The sequence below is a fragment of the Antarcticibacterium flavum genome, from assembly GCF_006159205.1.
Classification (GTDB): Bacteria; Bacteroidota; Bacteroidia; order Flavobacteriales; family Flavobacteriaceae; genus Gillisia; species Gillisia flava.
Genome location: NZ_CP040812.1, coordinates 1,483,074 through 1,500,363, shown reverse-complemented (window position 1 = coordinate 1,500,363; position 17,290 = coordinate 1,483,074). Strand labels below are relative to the sequence as shown.

11 protein-coding genes are annotated in these 17,290 nt (G+C 42.1%); 3 read left to right on the top strand and 8 right to left on the bottom strand.

What is annotated here, in order from left to right:
• Nucleotides 1–5: 5 nt before the first annotated feature.
• Both FHG64_RS06200 and FHG64_RS06195 read right to left on the bottom strand, forming a co-directional pair.
• Nucleotides 6–1,499 (bottom strand): RagB/SusD family nutrient uptake outer membrane protein, encoded by a 1,494-nt coding sequence (locus tag FHG64_RS06200; RefSeq protein ID WP_139065611.1) that lies wholly within the window; start codon nt 1,497–1,499, stop codon nt 6–8.
• Nucleotides 1,500–1,506: 7 nt separating this feature from the next.
• On the bottom strand, nt 1,507–4,536 hold the full coding sequence (locus FHG64_RS06195; RefSeq protein WP_139065610.1) for a SusC/RagA family TonB-linked outer membrane protein: 3,030 nt from the start codon (nt 4,534–4,536) through the stop codon (nt 1,507–1,509).
• Nucleotides 4,537–4,855: 319 nt separating this feature from the next.
• On the opposite strand from FHG64_RS06195, the gene FHG64_RS06190 reads away from it, so the two are divergent.
• Entirely contained in the window at nt 4,856–6,460 is a 1,605-nt protein-coding gene (locus FHG64_RS06190) for a DUF6377 domain-containing protein (protein ID WP_246054311.1), read from the top strand.
• A 66-nt stretch (nt 6,461–6,526) separates the two neighbouring features.
• On the opposite strand, the gene FHG64_RS06185 is transcribed toward FHG64_RS06190, so the two are convergent.
• The 4 genes from FHG64_RS06185 to FHG64_RS06165 all read right to left on the bottom strand — a co-directional run bounded on the left by FHG64_RS06185 (nt 6,527) and on the right by FHG64_RS06165 (nt 10,115).
• Nucleotides 6,527–7,630, bottom strand: coding sequence for a DUF4407 domain-containing protein (locus tag FHG64_RS06185; RefSeq protein WP_139065609.1), 1,104 nt, complete (start codon nt 7,628–7,630; stop codon nt 6,527–6,529).
• Nucleotides 7,631–8,077: 447 nt separating this feature from the next.
• Nucleotides 8,078–8,479, bottom strand: coding sequence for a hypothetical protein (locus tag FHG64_RS06175; protein ID WP_139065608.1), 402 nt, complete (start codon nt 8,477–8,479; stop codon nt 8,078–8,080).
• Between the two features lie 869 nt (nt 8,480–9,348).
• Nucleotides 9,349–9,696, bottom strand: coding sequence for a hypothetical protein (locus FHG64_RS06170; protein WP_139065607.1), 348 nt, complete (start codon nt 9,694–9,696; stop codon nt 9,349–9,351).
• A gap of 5 nt (nt 9,697–9,701) precedes the next feature.
• The gene (locus FHG64_RS06165) at nt 9,702–10,115 is read right to left on the bottom strand and encodes a hypothetical protein (protein ID WP_139065606.1); all 414 of its coding nucleotides are present in this window, start codon (nt 10,113–10,115) and stop codon (nt 9,702–9,704) included.
• Nucleotides 10,116–12,332: 2,217 nt separating this feature from the next.
• Between FHG64_RS06165 and FHG64_RS06160 the strand changes: the two genes are divergently transcribed.
• Nucleotides 12,333–12,515, top strand: a complete 183-nt coding sequence (locus tag FHG64_RS06160) for a hypothetical protein (RefSeq protein WP_139065605.1) — start codon at nt 12,333–12,335, stop codon at nt 12,513–12,515.
• Between the two features lie 278 nt (nt 12,516–12,793).
• Here the strand turns inward: FHG64_RS06160 and tnpA are convergent, their stop codons facing one another.
• Nucleotides 12,794–13,255 (bottom strand): IS200/IS605 family transposase, encoded by a 462-nt coding sequence (gene tnpA / locus FHG64_RS06155; RefSeq protein ID WP_139065604.1) that lies wholly within the window; start codon nt 13,253–13,255, stop codon nt 12,794–12,796.
• A gap of 45 nt (nt 13,256–13,300) precedes the next feature.
• Nucleotides 13,301–13,621 carry a hypothetical protein gene (locus tag FHG64_RS06150; RefSeq protein ID WP_139065603.1) on the bottom strand — a complete coding sequence of 107 codons (321 nt, stop codon included), beginning with the start codon at nt 13,619–13,621 and terminating at the stop codon, nt 13,301–13,303.
• A gap of 732 nt (nt 13,622–14,353) precedes the next feature.
• Between FHG64_RS06150 and FHG64_RS06145 the strand changes: the two genes are divergently transcribed.
• On the top strand, nt 14,354–16,279 hold the full coding sequence (locus tag FHG64_RS06145; protein ID WP_168191325.1) for a serine hydrolase domain-containing protein: 1,926 nt from the start codon (nt 14,354–14,356) through the stop codon (nt 16,277–16,279).
• Nucleotides 16,280–17,290: the final 1,011 nt, after the last annotated feature.

Genomic DNA, 17,290 nt, shown 5'->3' with positions numbered 1-17,290 from the left:
TATATTTAGTAGCCGGGGTTTTGTTGAAGGTTAGGATTGGCATTTAATGCCGAAGTAGGAATAGGGAATAATTTTCTGAATTCCTGCGAAGCTCCCCTGAAGTCATTGGGCTCCAGGAAGGTGTTAAACCGTATCATATCCTGTCTTCGATGCCCTTCCCAGTTAAGTTCAAAACCCCTTTCCAGGTAGATATCTTCCAGGGTTGGATTTGAAGCCAGGGGTTCCAGCCCTGCACGCTGCCTTACGGCATCAATAAAAGGTTTAGCCTGGCCCGCATTTCCCAGTCTCACGTGACTTTCTGCCTTCATTAAAAGGAAATCTGCATAACGATATATAGGGAAATCGTTGGAAGCTCCCCCGCCATCCATTGGTGGTACCGGGTAAAACTTTATATTGCGAACACCTGCAAAAGGAGCTGCCCCGGGATTGTCTAAGGATAACACCTGGGTAGAATAAGTTACTCCCCCGGGCTGTTGCCCCACCAGGAATTGCTGCTTCCTGATGTCATTATCACTGTACTTCTCATAAAAAGCTGTAGGGACTATAGTTCCATTCCAGCCATTGTATCCAAATAACGCCTGTGCATGCGGGCCGCTTAAGCTACGCACTGTAAAAATGTTTCTTGATACAATATTCGCTTCCACAAAAATTGCAAGTATGGTTTCATCCTCCGGCATGGTGTCACCAAACAATTCATAATAGCGGTAACCCAGCGGGCTGGATTCACTGGCACCACCCGGGTGAAGTGAAAATCCTCCCTGTTCCAGCATTTCTATAGCTTCAAGTGCTTCAGCATATTGCGGCACCCCTGTGTAAACTTCAGCATTCATATAAACCTTTGCCAACAGGGCATAGGCTGCCCATCGGTTGAATCGGCCATAGAAGGATCCCCCCTTTGTTGTTGGAAGGTCTTCTACATTCTCAGTAATTTCAGAAACAATAAAATCATACAATTCTGCTCTTTCTATTTGCGGCAATTCCTCAACGGTTATGTTATTTTCTGTATAGAACGGCACATTACCAAAGTCATCCATTAACAGATAGTAAAAAAATGCACGTAGAATTTTGGCTTCAGCAACTTTTGCCTGTTCAGCACCAGAGTTTTCCAGCTGCTCCACTGCCAGGTTTGCACTAAAAACAGATTCATACAACCAGTTCCAGGTGTTGTTAATAATAAAATCTGTAGGCAACCATTCGTGCTTATAGAGCCTTGCAAAATCCAGTTGCCAGTCCCCTGTAGTACGGTGAGGAATTACCTGCTCATCTGCACTCATTGAGTTAAGGTCATACCAGCCATTGTCTGCCCCGGCATAACCTACACCACCCCAGTTACCTCCAATTTGTGAATAAACTCCTGCCAAAGCAACATCTGCCCCTTCTGGAGAACCGTAAAATTCATCGGCAGGGTACTTGTCATACACCCGTTCACCTACATCTGTACACCCCTGCAACAAGAAGAGGTTTAAAAATAGTGCAATTAGTATAGTTTGTGTTCTCATTTTTTTATTATTTAAGTTTTACTGTAAGTCCTAGTGCTACACTTCTGGTACGGGGATAAATCCCATTATCTCCACCAAATCCACTACCACCACTTAAATTAAGTTCCGGGTCTATACCTGTGTATTGTGTGAATAAAGCCAGGTTATTGCCGGTGAGTGATACACGCACAGATTCAATATTTTTATTGTCAAAAAAGAAGTTATACCCTGCCGTAAGATTTTCCAATCTCAGGAAAGATCCGTTTTCCAGCCACAAATTGGAGCTGTACTGGGAGGTATAGATATTCAATGGTACAGCACTGGTTAAAAGGTTGGATCTTCCAATGTTCTCCATATAACTTAAGTTTGCCCTTAAACCATTAAAGACCTTGTTACCACCAGATCCTCTCCACACCATGGCTACATCAAAGTTTTTATACCTGAAGGAAGGATTTATAGCGTAGGTATGAGTAGGTAAGGCTGCACCCTGTAATGCTCTGTCCGGACTCCGGGCGCCCATGTCTATAACTCCATCTCCATTTCGATCTTCTACTATCTCTGCCCCCACCTCATTCACACCTGCGTGCTGTAGGATATTAAATGTTCCAATGGGCTGTCCTTCAATCAAAAAGGAATCTGGTCCCCAGGGCACATAATTTGTGTTAAGGTCAACCCCGTTAATGCTACCACTTAGGTTTAGCACCCGGTTTTGTAAAAGGGAGAGGTTACCAGCCAAAGTAAAGGTCATATCATCTGTGCTTATAACATCATAGCTAAGCACGGTTTCCAATCCCCTGTTCAATACGCTCCCCACGTTGGCAGCGATAGTGTTATGTGGAAAAGGAGGCTGAGGTACTGTATAATTGAAAAGTAAATTATCTGTAGTAGCAGTAAACGCATCTATAGAACCGCTTAACCTTCCATTAAGTAATGAGAAATCCAAACCAACATTCGTTTGTTTTTTGGTTTCCCAGCGCAGATCTTCATTCGCATTTTGTATGATATTAAAATTTGTGATCTGGTTTCCACCAAAATAGGTAACACCGGCTGCACCCACTAAAGAAAGAGAACTCTGGGGATATAACCCCTGTTGATTACCTGTTATTCCATAACCTCCCCGAAGTTTTAATTGATCAAAGAGTTCCTGGTTGGCCATAAATGGTTCCTGGTCAATGTGCCAGGCTACGGCTGCAGATGGGAAATTACCCCATTTGTGGTTTTCCCCAAAAACAGAGGAACCATCCCTTCGCATACTTAAAGTTAACTGGTAGCGGTGTAAAAATGTATAGTTTAACCTGCCCAGAAAAGATATAAGGGTACGGTCATTTTTATATGATGAAATATCACCCGGCCTTACGCTGGAAAGATCCCCCAGTTGTAAAGCATTATAAGTAGTGAGGTCATTAAGGAATCCCCTTGCCTGCAGGTAATTCCCCTGGTATGTTTGATTTTGCCATTCATAAAGCAAAAGTCCATCAAAATTGTGATCGCCTATCCTGTTGGTATATTTTAGACTAACATTCATCAATTTCTCATCCTGCCTGTTGTTGTTCACATTGGCAAAACCATTCTGATCTATTGCCGCAGCAACTGTAGATTCTACCGGAAGAAAGAAACCAGAAGTATAATCTGTTTTTCTCCAGCTACCGAACCACCCGGTAGAAAACCCGTCAAACAGTTTTAAATCTGCATTTAAACTTGCAAATAGATTATTATTTTTCCCCTCATTCACAACAGTTTGGGCAACAGCATAAGGATTTAAATATTGGAAAACGTTAGGATCCATATAATAGCTGCCATCTGTATCCAAAACGGGGTCTGTAGGGCGCATCACATACGCATTTGATATAAGGTTAGAGGTGAAAGCCGCTCGTCCTATACTCTGTACACTACTGGTTGTATTATTAATACCGCTATTTAAATTCATGGTAAGCGATAAACGGTCATCGAGAGCCTTTTGGGTAGCTTGTATCCTTCCAATATACCTCTCATTGTTGGAGTTGATCACGATTCCCTGCTGCAAAATTGCACTTACGGAAGCCCTGTAATTGAAATTCCCTGTACCGCCTCCAAATGATAACGTGTGGTTTTGAGTAGCTCCTGTTTGGGTCAACAGGTCAAACCAATCTGTACTGGAGCCGTGGTTGGCAGAGGCAGGAACATTGTTTATCCTGGCCTGTTCCCACCATTGGTTCGCATCCATCATATCCAGCTTTTTTGGAATGAAATCCAGGGACATTGCTGTTGTATATTCCAGGGAAGAAGTGCCTTCCCTGTTTTTCTTTGTGGTGACTATAAGTACTCCCGGGGCACCCCTGGAACCATAAATGGCTGTGGCCGATGCGTCTTTTAAAATATCTATAGACGCGATTTCACTTGGTGGTACCTGGTTGAGCAGATCCATATTTCCCTGTATTCCGTCTACTACAACCAAAGGATCATTACCACCAATTAAGGAGGTGATACCCCTTATTCGTACACTGGGTGATGATCCGGGTTCACTCCCCGTCTGATTTATGACCACCCCTGCTGCCTTCCCGGATATTTGCTGTAATGGATTGGTAATAGCTCCCTGGTTAAGGTTCTCCTCAGAGATTGAAGAAATGGCGCCAGTAACATCCCTTCTGGAGGCCGTACCATATCCTATCACTACTACTTCACTAAGTGCATCGACGGAGACAGAAAGTGTCACATTTATGGATGCCTGGTCCCCCACTGTAATTTCCCGTGTTTCAAAACCTACACTGGAGAATACCAGAACAGCATTTTGGGTGGTGACCTCAATTAAATAATTTCCATCAAAATCTGTAATCACACCATTGGTAGTCCCTTTTTCAATGATGTTTACACCCGGGACCGGTAATCCGTTTTCATCTACAACAGTTCCCCCTACAGTTTGCTGTAATAGATCTTTGCCAATTGGGTCACTATGGACAGCAGCTTTCGCAAAAGCATTTGTTGAGTGGCAAATAATGCACAGTAACAAAACGAAGAAAATTGTTTTCGTTTTTGAGAGGCAAAAGAAATTGACCTTTCTTTCTGATAGTTTTTGTTCCATATTATTTAAACGTTGTTCATTTTTCTGAAACTTATTTCCCTTTAGGAATAATGAGAAATCGTTTTCGTTCAGGAAAAAGATTAATGAACACCAAACTTATATACTATGATAGTGTTATAGAAATTGTGAAGAAAAAATCAAGGTGTTTATGAATCCGTTTCATTGATAAAATATTGAAAATAAACGACTTATTGGGAATAAGCTTACGTAGAAATCAATATTAAATCAAGGTTTTAATTTAACGAATTTTAGGAAAAGTGGAGTTTTTCATTATATTTGGCTCATAGAGTGTTAAAGAAATTATAAATATATTCGGGCATTGAAAAGGAGAGATTGGTTATGTGGATGTTTTGTTTTGTTTGGCCATTTCCTGATGGCTCAACAATATCTGCCTCTTTTGGAAAAACTTGATGAGGAATTAAAAAATGAAGATTCCTATGTTAAGAGTAAACATTCCAAGATTTCAAATCTACAGGATGAAGTTCAAAAAAATCTGCTTAGGAGCGATACCCGCGATCTCTACTCATCCTATTTAAAACTTTTTGAAGAATACAAGTCATTTAAATACGACTCTGCTTATTATTATATAGAGGAAGCCAAGGAGTTGGCGTTGTTAATGGATAATGATATCCTGGTGGCACAAACCGGCATAAAGGAAGGGTTTGTTCTATTGTCTTCCGGCTTATTTAAAGAAGCCCTTGATGTACTCAGTACTATTGACCCCAATAAGCTGGATGACAAGACGAAATTTGATTATTATTTTATAATGGCGAGGGCCTATTTTGATATGGCCAATTATAATGATGACCCAAGGTTCAGAATTAATTACGTTCGGCAGGGAAATCGGTATCTGGAAGAAGCCCTGGTTTACGCTGAACCAAATTCTTCAAATTTCTGGTCTGCTGTAGGTCTTATGTGGTTAAAGCAACAGGAATGGGATAAAGCCAGGGAGGCTTTTCATTACTGGATAGATTTTTATGACTTACCTCCCGATCTTTATGGGGTCGCAACTTCCAGCCTTAGTTTTATCTATTCACAAACAGGGAATTTTGAAAAGGCCATAGAGTATCTCGCTTTGGCAGCAATATCTGATGTGCAAAGTGCAACTAAAGAAAATATAGCCCTCCGTAATCTTGCTACTGAACTTTATAATGTAGGAGAACTTGAGAAGGCCAATACCTATGTACATTCTGCTATGCGGGATGCTACTTTTTACAACGCAAGGCACAGAAAAATTGAAATATCATCCATACTTCCAATTATTGAGGGGGCACAGCTAATTAAAGCTGAACAAAAGAATGCCACCCTGGTAAGGGTAGTGGTGCTTCTTGCTTTCCTGGCATTTATAGTAATCATTTTTCTATATATTATCCTGAAGCAACTCAAAGCTAAAAATGTAGCCAGAACTGCTTTAAGTGAATATACCCATAAGTTAGAAGAGACGAACCTGAATCTTTTGGAAGCCGATGCGATCAAACAGGATTATATCACCTATTTTCTAAAGGCTACCTCAGGATTGATTCATAAAATGGACCATCTGCAAAAAAGTACCAGGCAAAAAATCAAGACCAGGCAGCCGGAAGAGGTGCTGGCTATCCTGAAAAAATATAGTGTTCAAAAAGAAAGGAATGATCTTTTCCATCAATTTGATGAAGTTTTTTTAAAGCTTTTTCCCACATTCATAGAAGAATTCAATAACCTTTTTCCACCAGACCAAAGAAGAGAAAGAAAAAAAGGGGAGTTACTCAACACAGAACTCAGGATCTTTGCGCTTTACCGGTTAGGTATCCAGGATAATCAACAGGTAGCTGAATTTCTGGAGATCTCTGTAGCTACGATTTATTCTTATAAAACCCGGTTAAAAAGTAGGTCTCTTTATAAAAATTCATTTGAAGAAAGGATTATGTCAATCAAGAGATTATAAGGGTTTATTATATTTTTTCTATTCCAGTCTACCTGCTACTTGTCGCCAAATAGAATGTTTCAATCTCTAACCCAAAACCTGCTTATGTTTCGTATAAAAAGCATCTGCCTGCAGCTGCATAAGCTCGCGTGCCTTTTTTCGCTTATAGTCGTACAGTTCCTGTTCTTCGGCAATGTCTGCATACACCCGGTTGTTGACTTCGGCATCTGTTTTAAGAATGAGTTCCCGCTGCTGTATTTGCTGTGAGACCCAGGTTTGCAGTGCATTTTCCTCTTCTTCCAGCTTCAGGTCGTAGGCTCCTTTTGACGATAGCAACTTGGCGATAATAGGGGAGGTCTCAATCGCCAAAAACAAGAACATAATGAACAAAGAGGGCAGGAGCGGCAGTTTGTTCAAAGCGTTTACCCGCGCCATGAGTCCGTCAAAACCATCTATAACAGGTTGTGACTCATTGATCCTGGCCTGATTTTCCTGATTTAGGGAAGCAATCGCCTCTTCCGCAGCTTCAATTTTCCCGGCATTTGTTTCTTTTAATTCCTTGAGAGTTAGCAACTCTGCATCATGCTTCTGCCTTTTTTCGGCATATACCGGGCCTTTACCTAATTTTCCGGTTCCGGCGGTACCTTCAGCTTCTGTGATATAGGTGCTGTAGAGGGCGTTGACTTCAGCTTCCTTAACAACCACTTGCTCTTTCAAAGAAGCTATTTCCGCAGTAAGCGCGTTTATCTTCGGCGTGAATTGGGTGGCGATCTGCTCCTGATTTGCAAGGGTCATATCATTCTTTTGTTCCAGTAGCACCCGGTTGATCTCTTTCTCAAAGATCTTAAGCTCCAGCGGTTTTGCGATCACGATCGCGATGATCACTGCCAGAATGATCCGCGGGGTGGCCTGCACTAACTCACTCCTGAAGTTGTTTTTCTTTTTGATAGTGGAGACAATAAACCGGTCCAGGTTAAAAATAAGAAGGCCCCAGATCAAACCGAATAAAACTGCCGTAAGAGCATTATCAAATACGGTGTAAAGCGCATAGGAAGAAGCAATGAATGCCATCACTGCCGTAAAGAAAACAGTGGCGCCTATGCCTGCATATTTTGTTTGTTCGCCGGGAGAACAGGAGTCGAGGATCTTAGTATCTGCCCCGGAGCAGAAAATAAAAAATCGTTTAAGCATGAGTGATGTTTGATTGATGAAATCCTATAACGCTCATTTTCAATATTTCTTGCAGGGTGGTGGTTAAAAATGTTTTAGAGATAGAAGTGGACAGAGGACAGAAAGTGTAGAACCAGGCTACAACAAGAGTCAAGAAACAAGAGCCAAGAAACAAGAAACAAGAGAAGAGAGAAGAGAGAAGAGAGAAGAGAGACCGAAAAGAAGTAAAAAACCAAACGCCAAACACCAAACCCCAAACCTTAAACACCAAACCCCAAATTCCAAGCACCAAATTCCAAATTCCAAATTCCAAGCACCAAATCCCAAATTCCAAATTCCAAATTCCAAAAATATAACTTAACTGAAAACGGTAAACGGAAAACATTTCTCAAACACCAAACCGACAACCCACAACTGACAACTGACAACGGACAACTTTTCTAACGACTAAAGACTAACGACTAACGACTAAAGACGACTCCTCCTCACCTTCAGAAAAACATACCCGAAAAAGATTCCGAAGAAAAGGTCATTGACGCCATAGATGCTAAAGAATAATCCGGCGAAGGTATCCTGATCATATAAATTGCCGGGGGAATTTGAGAACAGCCAGCTGAGCCATACAAGGACATACACCGCTTTTTCAATTGTAAAAACTGCAAGTAACCAGGGAACCGCAGCATAGGTGTTGCGGACTGAAATATAGGCCAGGCCCCATAGTATTATGGAGATAAGGCCAAAATAACTCATCACTGCCGGTTGTGCCGACAATAATACACTGTTTGTAAAGAATTTCGAGAAAATAAGAACCCCCAGGATATTGCTGAGGCCGGCGAAAAGGAAGAGTTTGGAGATGATGTTTGGTTTCATATGCTGTTTTTAAAAACCCCGGATAAATGCAAATTTCCTGTTTCTAATGTTCGTTTATCGGCTTAATAAAATATCTAAGGGAGATTATATAAAAGAAGACTTTATAATTAGATAAAGCACTAAGATCCCAAATTAATTCCGGGAAACTAAAAAAAGCTCCGTGTAATCCGCTAAAATCCGTGTAATCTTAATTTTAAATTCCAAGCACCAAATTCCAGGCACCAAATTCTAAGCACCAAGCACCAAGCACCAAATTCCAAATTCCAGGAAGAAATAAATAGCACCTGAACTTGATTCCATTAGATCCTGAAACAAGTTACCATTGACATATTTTTAAAAGTGCTCATTATTCTCTATATTTTGAGGGTGAGTCTAATCCCATTTCATAGGACCGCTCCTTCTTTTTTGCATCGCCCAAAAAAGAAGCAAAAAAGTCTAGGCTTACGAAAGCTTATCTAAATTTTTCATTCGGTGGCTAAATTTTAGGAACTCGCGGGAAAGTATATTCTATCGAGATTAATCCGTTTCGCTCAAACAGCCTAAAATTCTTTACGCCCCTCTCATTTCAAATTTTACGATAAACTTTCGTAGGCCGGAAAAAACCTTCAAATAATATATTGACTCGAATTGATAATTCTCCTACGTCATCAACTTGCGCTAATAAAATTTTTTATGTGGGTCTCAGGATGACGGTAAAGAGACGTATTTAAGAAACCAAAACGGAAATTTGCGAACAGTAAACACTAAACAGAAAACGGAAAACGGAAAACCGCAAACCGAAAACGGAAAACAGTAAACAGAAAACAGCAAACAGAAAACAGAAAACAGAAAACGGTAAACGGTAAACGGTAAACGGTAAACAGAAAACTTTACAAACTAACTCCCACCCCAATATTCAGGTTAGAAGTATATTCCTCTGTATTCAGCGGAGTCTTACTGTCGAAATAATAATTATAAAGGGTAAATACCTTTAACCAGCCGGAAAGGGGAATGTCGAGCCTGAACTGTTCCAGGATCCTGTAGTCGCTCAAATCCCTGTAAAGCGGTTGGTAATACACGGTATTGGTAACTGAAAATTTTCCCGCGCCTGCAGCATAGGATAAGGTAAGGTAGGTGCTGTTGCGATGATTATAATCTGTAGTTCCTGCCTGGTCACTGTATTCCGCTTCATACATATAGCTGTTGCCGGCATAGCCGCTGAAACGTTCCCTGTCCATCCATTTCACCCGGAGCCCTGCCCCAGGAGGTTACGCTGCTCCACCACCAGCAGCTGATTGTACTGCCCCTGGATAAAGCTTTCAATCCGCAATAATGGTAACTCATCAAACTTATAATTGAACCTCCCGTGAAGGAACCAGGCATTCTGCAAATTATTTCCTTCGGAATTTATTAGCCGGTAATTTCCCAGGAAGAAATAGATCTTCCGGAGATCCCTGGATTTCATCTGAGTGGTAATGGCCGCATCAATCTGGTTCACCTGGTTCCCGTCATTATTGGTGTGGTTGAAGGAGAAATCGGCATTCAGCGCAAATCTCACTGAATCGGTTTGCATTCTTTTAGCTTCAATATTCACCAGTTGCGCAGAGAGGAGGCCGGGAAACAGGCAAAGGAGGGTTAAGAGTAAGATTCTTGTCATAACGTGAAATGAAGGGCAAAAGTAAAAAACATGTTTTAAAGTTGTAGGTTGTAAGTTGTAGGGTTGTAGGTTGAAAAAAAATGTTGTCTGTTGTCGGTTGTCTGTTGTCGGTTGAAAAGGTTGTAGGTTGTAAGTTGTAGGTTGTAGGTTGAAAAAAAATGTTGTCGGTTGTCGGTTGTCTGTTGTCGGTTTTTGTTAGGTGGTGACGAGATGAATTTGAGATCCTTCAAGTTTAAATGGCTTGAAGAGGAAAATTCTCTAAGAACCACAAAAAAATGCCGTTCGGCATGACCGATTCCGTAGCCCAGGGTTTCAACCCTGGGTTTTGTGATCGTGCTAAGAATAGAATGCCGTAGGTATGGCCGATAAATCTGCGGCTGAGTGAGAAACATAGAACCTCCAATTTTTATCGGTCGTACCCTACGGCACTTGATATCGAGGGTGTGTCACCTTTCCCCGGAATGAATTCCGGGACTACGAAATGGGTCGTGCCGCTGGCACTTGGTTTTGGATATGCCGGGTGTTGTTCTCTTTGGAAGGGAGATTGTTATAGGGACATCCAGATAGATTTTAGGGAACCTAAAAAAATGCCGTTAGGCATGGCCGATTCCGCAGCCCAGGGTTTCAACCCTGGGATTCAGGATAGGAATAAGAATAAAATGCCGTTAGGTATGGTCGATATATTCACGGCTGAGTGAGAAACATATGTCCTCCAATTTTATCGGTCGTACCTACGGCACTTGATATGGAGGGCGTTTTGCTTTCCCCCGGAATGAATTCCGGGGCTGCGAAATGGGTCGTGCCCCTGGCACTTGGTTATGGATATGCCAGGTGTTGTTCTCTTTGAAAGGGAGATTGTTATAGGGACATCCAGATAGATTCTGGAGACCTCAAAAAAATGCCGTCAGGCATGGCCGATCACGTAGCCCAGGGTTTTAACCCTGGGAATCAGGATAGGAGTAAGAATAAAATGCCGTTAGGTATGGCCGATATATTCACGGCTGAGTGAGAAACATTGGAACTCCTAATTATATCGGTCGTACCTACGGCACTTGATATGGAGGGCGTTTTGCTTTCCCCCGGAATGAATTCCGGGGCTACGAAATGGGTCGTGCCGCTGGCACTTGGTTATGGATATGCCGGGTGTTGTTCTCTGGGAAGGGAGATTGTTGTAGGGACATCAAGATAGATTTTGGGAACCTAAAAAATGCCGTCAGACATGGCCGATTCCGTAGCCCAGGGTTTCAACCCTGGAATTCAGGATAGGAGTAAGAATAAAATGCCGTTAGGTATGGCCGATATATTCACGGCTGAGTAAGAAACATAAGACCTCCAATTTTTATCGGTCGTACCTACGGCACTTGATAACGGGGGTGTGTCACCTTACCCCGGAATGAATTCCGGGGCTACGAAATGGGTCGTGCCGTTGGCACTTGGTTATAGATGTGCCTGGTGTTGTCCTCTGGGAAGGGAGATTGTTGTAGGGACATCCAGATAGATTTTGGGGAACCTAAAAATGCCATTAGGCATGGCCGATCCCGTAGCCCAGGGTTTCAACCCTGGGATTCAGGATAGGAATAAGAATAAAATGCCGTTAGGTATGGCCGATATATTCACGGCTGAGTGAGAAACATATGTCCTCCAATTTTTATCGGTCGTACCTACGGCACTTGATATGGAGGGCGGTTTGGTTTCCCCCGGAATGAATTCCGGGGCTACGAAATGGGTCGTGCCGCTGGCACTTGGTTATGGATATGCCGGGTGTTTTATGTTAAGGCGGATTACGGTTGAGGTCTCAAAAAAATGCCGTCAGGCATGGCCGATTCCGTAACCCAGGGTTAACCCTGGGTTTTGTGATCGTGCTAAGAATAGAATGCCGTTAGGTATGGCCGATATATTCACGGCTGAGTGAGAAACATTGGAACTCCTAATTATATCGGTGTACCTACGGCACTTGATATGGAAGGCGTTTTGCTTTCCCCCGGAATGAATTCCGCGGCTACGAAATGGGTCGTGCCCCTGGCACTTGGTTATGGATATGCCGGGTGTTGTTCTCTGGTAAGGGAGATTGTTGTAGGGACATCAAGATAGATTTTGGGAACCTAAAAAAATGCCGTTAGGCATGGCCGATCCCGTAGCCCAGGGTTTCAACCCTGGGATTCAGGATAGGAGTGAGAATAAAAATGCCGTAGGTATGGCCGATATATTCACGGCTGAGTGAGAAACATTGGAACTCCTAATTATATCGGTCTACCTACGGCACTTGATATGGAGGGTGTTTTGCTTTCCCCCGGAATGAATTCCGGGGCTACGAAATGGGTCGTGCCGCTGGCACTTGGTTATGGATATGCCGGGTGTTGTTCTCTGGTAAGGGAGATTGTTATAGGGACATCCAGATAGATTTTAGGGAACCTAAAAAAATGCCGTTAGGCATGGCCGATCACGTAGCCCAGGGTTTCAACCCTGGGAATCAGGATAGGAGTAAGAATAAAATGCCGTTAGGTATGGCCGATATATTCACGGCTGAGTGAGAAACATAGGACCTCCAATTTTTATCGGTCGTACCTACGGCACTTGATATGGATGGCTACGAAATGGGTCGTGCCGCTGGCACTGAATTGATAACAGATTATGATGTGACCGGTATACTTCAGGTGTGGTAATTAATCAGATTTCAATTATTCGGGCATTTTAAAAATGTATCGCTTGTCGTATTCGATCTCAAATTTCTTCAGGAATTGAATGTATTCCTCCACAAAGGTCATCTTCTTATGATGCTCTTCCTGATTTTGGATATACCTTATAACATCCGGCACCTGACTTTTACTATACGAAAACGTCCCAAAACCCGACTGCCATTCAAATCGGCTATCCAAAAATCTGCTTTCATTGATCCATTTGGATGATTTTGCCTTCACATTTTTCATTACTTCAGAAACAGAAATATCCGGTTTCATACTTATTAAGCAATGAACGTGATCTTCTGTGCCATTTGCTATGATAATTTTACACCCTGTTTCGTTGATGAGGTTACCTATCACTGCAAAAAGATCCGCCTTCCATTGTTGCTGAATTAATGAACCTCGGTGCTTCACTGCAAAGATGCTATGGATGAAAATTTGATGATGTGTATTGGCCATTGAATATCGTTTTTCTGAAATTACCAATTTATTTGATTCGATAATCTAAAAATCTTCCTCCTCCTCACCCTCCTCATCATCCAGCTCATCCAATTCCTCCTGCGTGATCCCATTGATGTTCGCCAAATAATTCATCACATCTTCCAGCTCATCAAAAAAGTCGAGCAGCTTATTCAGGTTCACATCACTGGTACCTCTGAACTGTTCCACATCAAATTTATAAGTATCTCCCACAGCGAAAACTTTATTCACCTCTGCCAGTTCCCCTGTCATTCCCACGTTGATAGTGCGGGTGAGGAGTTCTTCGTGCATTTTGAGAAGAAATTTGTAAGTCAGCAGGATCTTTTCGCGGTAAGGAGTAGGCATGGGTTGTTGGATTTTATATTAGTATTGTAAGATAACTTAAGGTAGCGACAATAGGTGTCGGTGCTCTGAGAGTCTAGAGTCTGGAGTCTAGAGGCTGGACTAAAATGTGTTTTCTATCGCTTTGAATATGGTGGTTGCGGCTTAATTCCAACTACGCCCGGAACCAAGAAACAAGAACCAGGAAACAAGAAACAAGAGTAAATTCCAGGCAACAACTTCCAATTTCCAATTAGAAGACAGTTTGCGTTAAACAGGAGGCAATAAAAGGAGTAAATAACTTTTTCCGCCACCCTTTAGGGAGGGGCAAAGCGGAAAAAGAGATAGGAGTTAAGAGCATAAAGGAAATATTTCTCCGCTCAGGTTACTTGTAACCTTGAGTTTATTTTAGGTCCCGCAGCGCCCACCCCGCCTTTCAGGCACCCCTCCGCAGGAGGGGAATCTCCCAAGCCTAACTCCGTGCAACTCCTATTCAAAACTCCTATTAAACTCTGTGTTTAAGCTGCCATTAGCCTCGAAAAAAAGAAAAGTAATCTCGCCAAAAAAAATTTTCAACCTACAACCTACAACCTAGAACCTACAACTTTTTTTTCAACCTTCTTTAATAATAAAAAACCCTAAATTTACGATAAACACCAACTAACCAATACCTTATAAATGAGAACCAAAAATTTACTAGTTATTGTCCTTTTTTTCTGTCTTGGGCTCACGTTTTCTCAAACCCCGGATAAAGAAGTGAGACTTACATTAGACAAGGAGATATCAGATTCGCTCCACTCAAAAAACAAGCATTCTTATAGTATAGAACTGGATTCAGCTCAGTTTGTTCACGGGTTTATCAATCAAAAAACAGTAGATGTGGCTGTTAAGATCCTTAATCCAAAAGGGGAAACGGCAGCTCAATATGACGGGCCCGGTAGAGGAAATGAGTATTTTTATTTTGAAACAAAGTCGGCAGGTAAATACACCGTGCAGGTTAACCCATTCGAAGAAAGCCAGGGTCGGTATAGTATTAATCTTACTAAAGTAGAACCTCTGGCTAAGGAACCTGGAAAAAGAATAAGTCAATACATGACCCCTTATTCGAGAAAGGATGTTCCCGGTGCAGCGGTTTTGGTTTTAAAAGATGACAAGATCCTGTTTCAGGAAGCTTATGGGATGGCAAATCTTACTTATCAAATTCCCTTTGAAGTGAGTACCCCTACAAATATTGGCTCCACATCCAAACAATTTACAGCCTTTGCCATTCAGTTACTGGCAGACCGCGGAAAGATCTCTTTGGATGATGATATAAGAAAATACTTTCCTGAAATTCCCGACTTCGGAAATACTGTAACCATAAGGCATTTGCTTACCCATACCAGTGGATATCGGGAGTTTCTAAACACCCTGGGAATGACCGGCCGCAGCCTGAACAGCCCTATGGAAAATGAGATGATATTTAAAATTTTAAAGAATCAGCCCGAATTACAGAATGAGCCCGGGGCTGAATGGAATTATAATAACACAGGCTATGTATTGGCGGCTGCCCTGGTAGCCAAAGTAACAGAGGTACCTTTTCCCGAATGGATGCAGAAAAATGTTTTTCAACCTTTAGGTATGAAAAATACCATTGTGAGAGCAAACCAGAATGAAGTTGTTCCCGGACGTTCCCAGGGTTATAATATGGATGAGGACGGGAAGTACCAGGAAGTGGAAGATCTTGGAGGGGCTATGGGCGCCGGGGGAATTTATACAACCCTGGAGGATCTTGCAAAATGGGTCAGGAATTTCAGAGATCCTAAAGTTGGAAATGCAAAGATCTTTAAGGAAATGACCACCCCCTTTGTCCTGAAAAACGGAGATACCACCAACTACGGACTCGGACTTTTCATTGAAGAAAAGAATGGAATGAAAGTAATACATCATGGCGGGGCAGATGTAGCCCACCGGTCCATGTTAATGTATTATCCTGATATAAATGCTGCGGTGATCACCCAAAGCAATAATGCAAATTTTGATGGGAACAGCGTAGAGAAAATTGGAAAGCTTTATTTTCCGGAATATTATAAGGAAAAGGAAAATGGGAAGAGGCAGGATACAGCAAAGGGAAGTACTGCAGAATTCGATTATGATGTAGAGAAATTTGATGCCCTTACCGGCCGATATGAACTGGAAGTTGCTCCCGGATTTGTGTTGACATTTAAACGGGATGAGGATAGGATCTATACTCAGGGTACCGGCCAACCCGAAATAGATATTAAAGCCGTGTCAGATTCTGTATTTCATCTGCAGGGTGTAAATGCTAAAGTCACTTTTCATCTAAAAGAGAATGGCTCTGCCGATTCCCTTACCCTTCACCAGAATGGGAATCATATTGCAAAACGAATCACCTGGGATCCCGATGTAGCCGCGCTGAAGGAATTTACCGGAAAATTTTATAGTCCTGAGATCGAGACGGTTTACAATGTTGATGTTATCGATGAAAATCTTGTTGTTACCACTTATCAGGTAACAGACAAAGTAAAGCTATCGCCTACCGATAAGGATTCCTTTGGAGGCGAATTCCCTCTTGCTGAAGTAAAATTCCTGCGGGATGATAATGGGAATATCAAAGGTTTTGATGCCTCAAACGGCAGGTCCCGTGGAATACGGTTTGAGAAAATGAAGGATTTGGAATAATGCTCAAATTCAACTAAGAAATAAGAGCCAAGAGCCAAGAAACAAGAGCCAAGAAACAAGAAGCAAGAAACAAGAAAAGAGAGAAGAGAGAAGAGAGAAGAGAGAAGAGAGAAGAGAGAAGAGAGAAGAGAGAAGAGAGAAGAGAGAAGAGAGAAGAGAAAATGAGTTTAGAGTATAGAGTCTGGAGTCTGGAGTCCGGACTGGGCAAATAATTCGAGAATGTGGCTTTACCGCTTAAAATTGGGAGGTGGTTGTATGATTGTTACTCCGCCCGGAACCCTTCCGTCTTAAGCGGTTGATCCTTTCCGGATACGAGGCTATTTTTCTGCCGCTTACACCACCCACCCCGATCGCTATTGCGGGCTTAAAAAAGGGAAGGAACTTTTTTGTTTGTAACTTTTTCCGCCACCCTTTAGGGAGGGGCAAAGCGGAAAAAGACATAGCAGTTAAGAGCATAAAAGAAATATTTCTCCGCTCAGGTTACTTGTAACTTTGAGATTATTTGAGGTCCCGCAGCGCCCACCCCGCCTTTCAGGCACCCCTCCGCAGGAGGGGAATCTCCTAAGCCTAACTCCGTGCAACTCCATTTTAACCTCCTTTTAAACTCTGTGTTGAAGCTGTCATTAGAATCGAAGAAAAGAAAATTAAGCTCCGCAAAAAACCAACCGACAACCCACAACCGACAACCGACAACTTTTTTTTTTAACCTCCAACCTACAACCTTCTAACCCGTCCCAACTATCCACTTCTATGTTGTAAACCAAGTTCCAGAAGCTAAAAATTTCATAAATTTAAGTCATAAATCCGAAGAGGAATTGAGCTCTGCTGGAGAGCAACTCAACAGCAATAGGGTTTATGACGATGAAAAAAGTAGAGCCCCTTCTTGTTAAGGGGTTTACAATTATTCAATGTCGGGTATGGCTAAGAAAACTCACGGTCTTCATAGCTTACCTGGGGTGCCCGGATGTTGTAATTCTATAAAACAGCCTTCTATGAGCAGTCGATTTATCG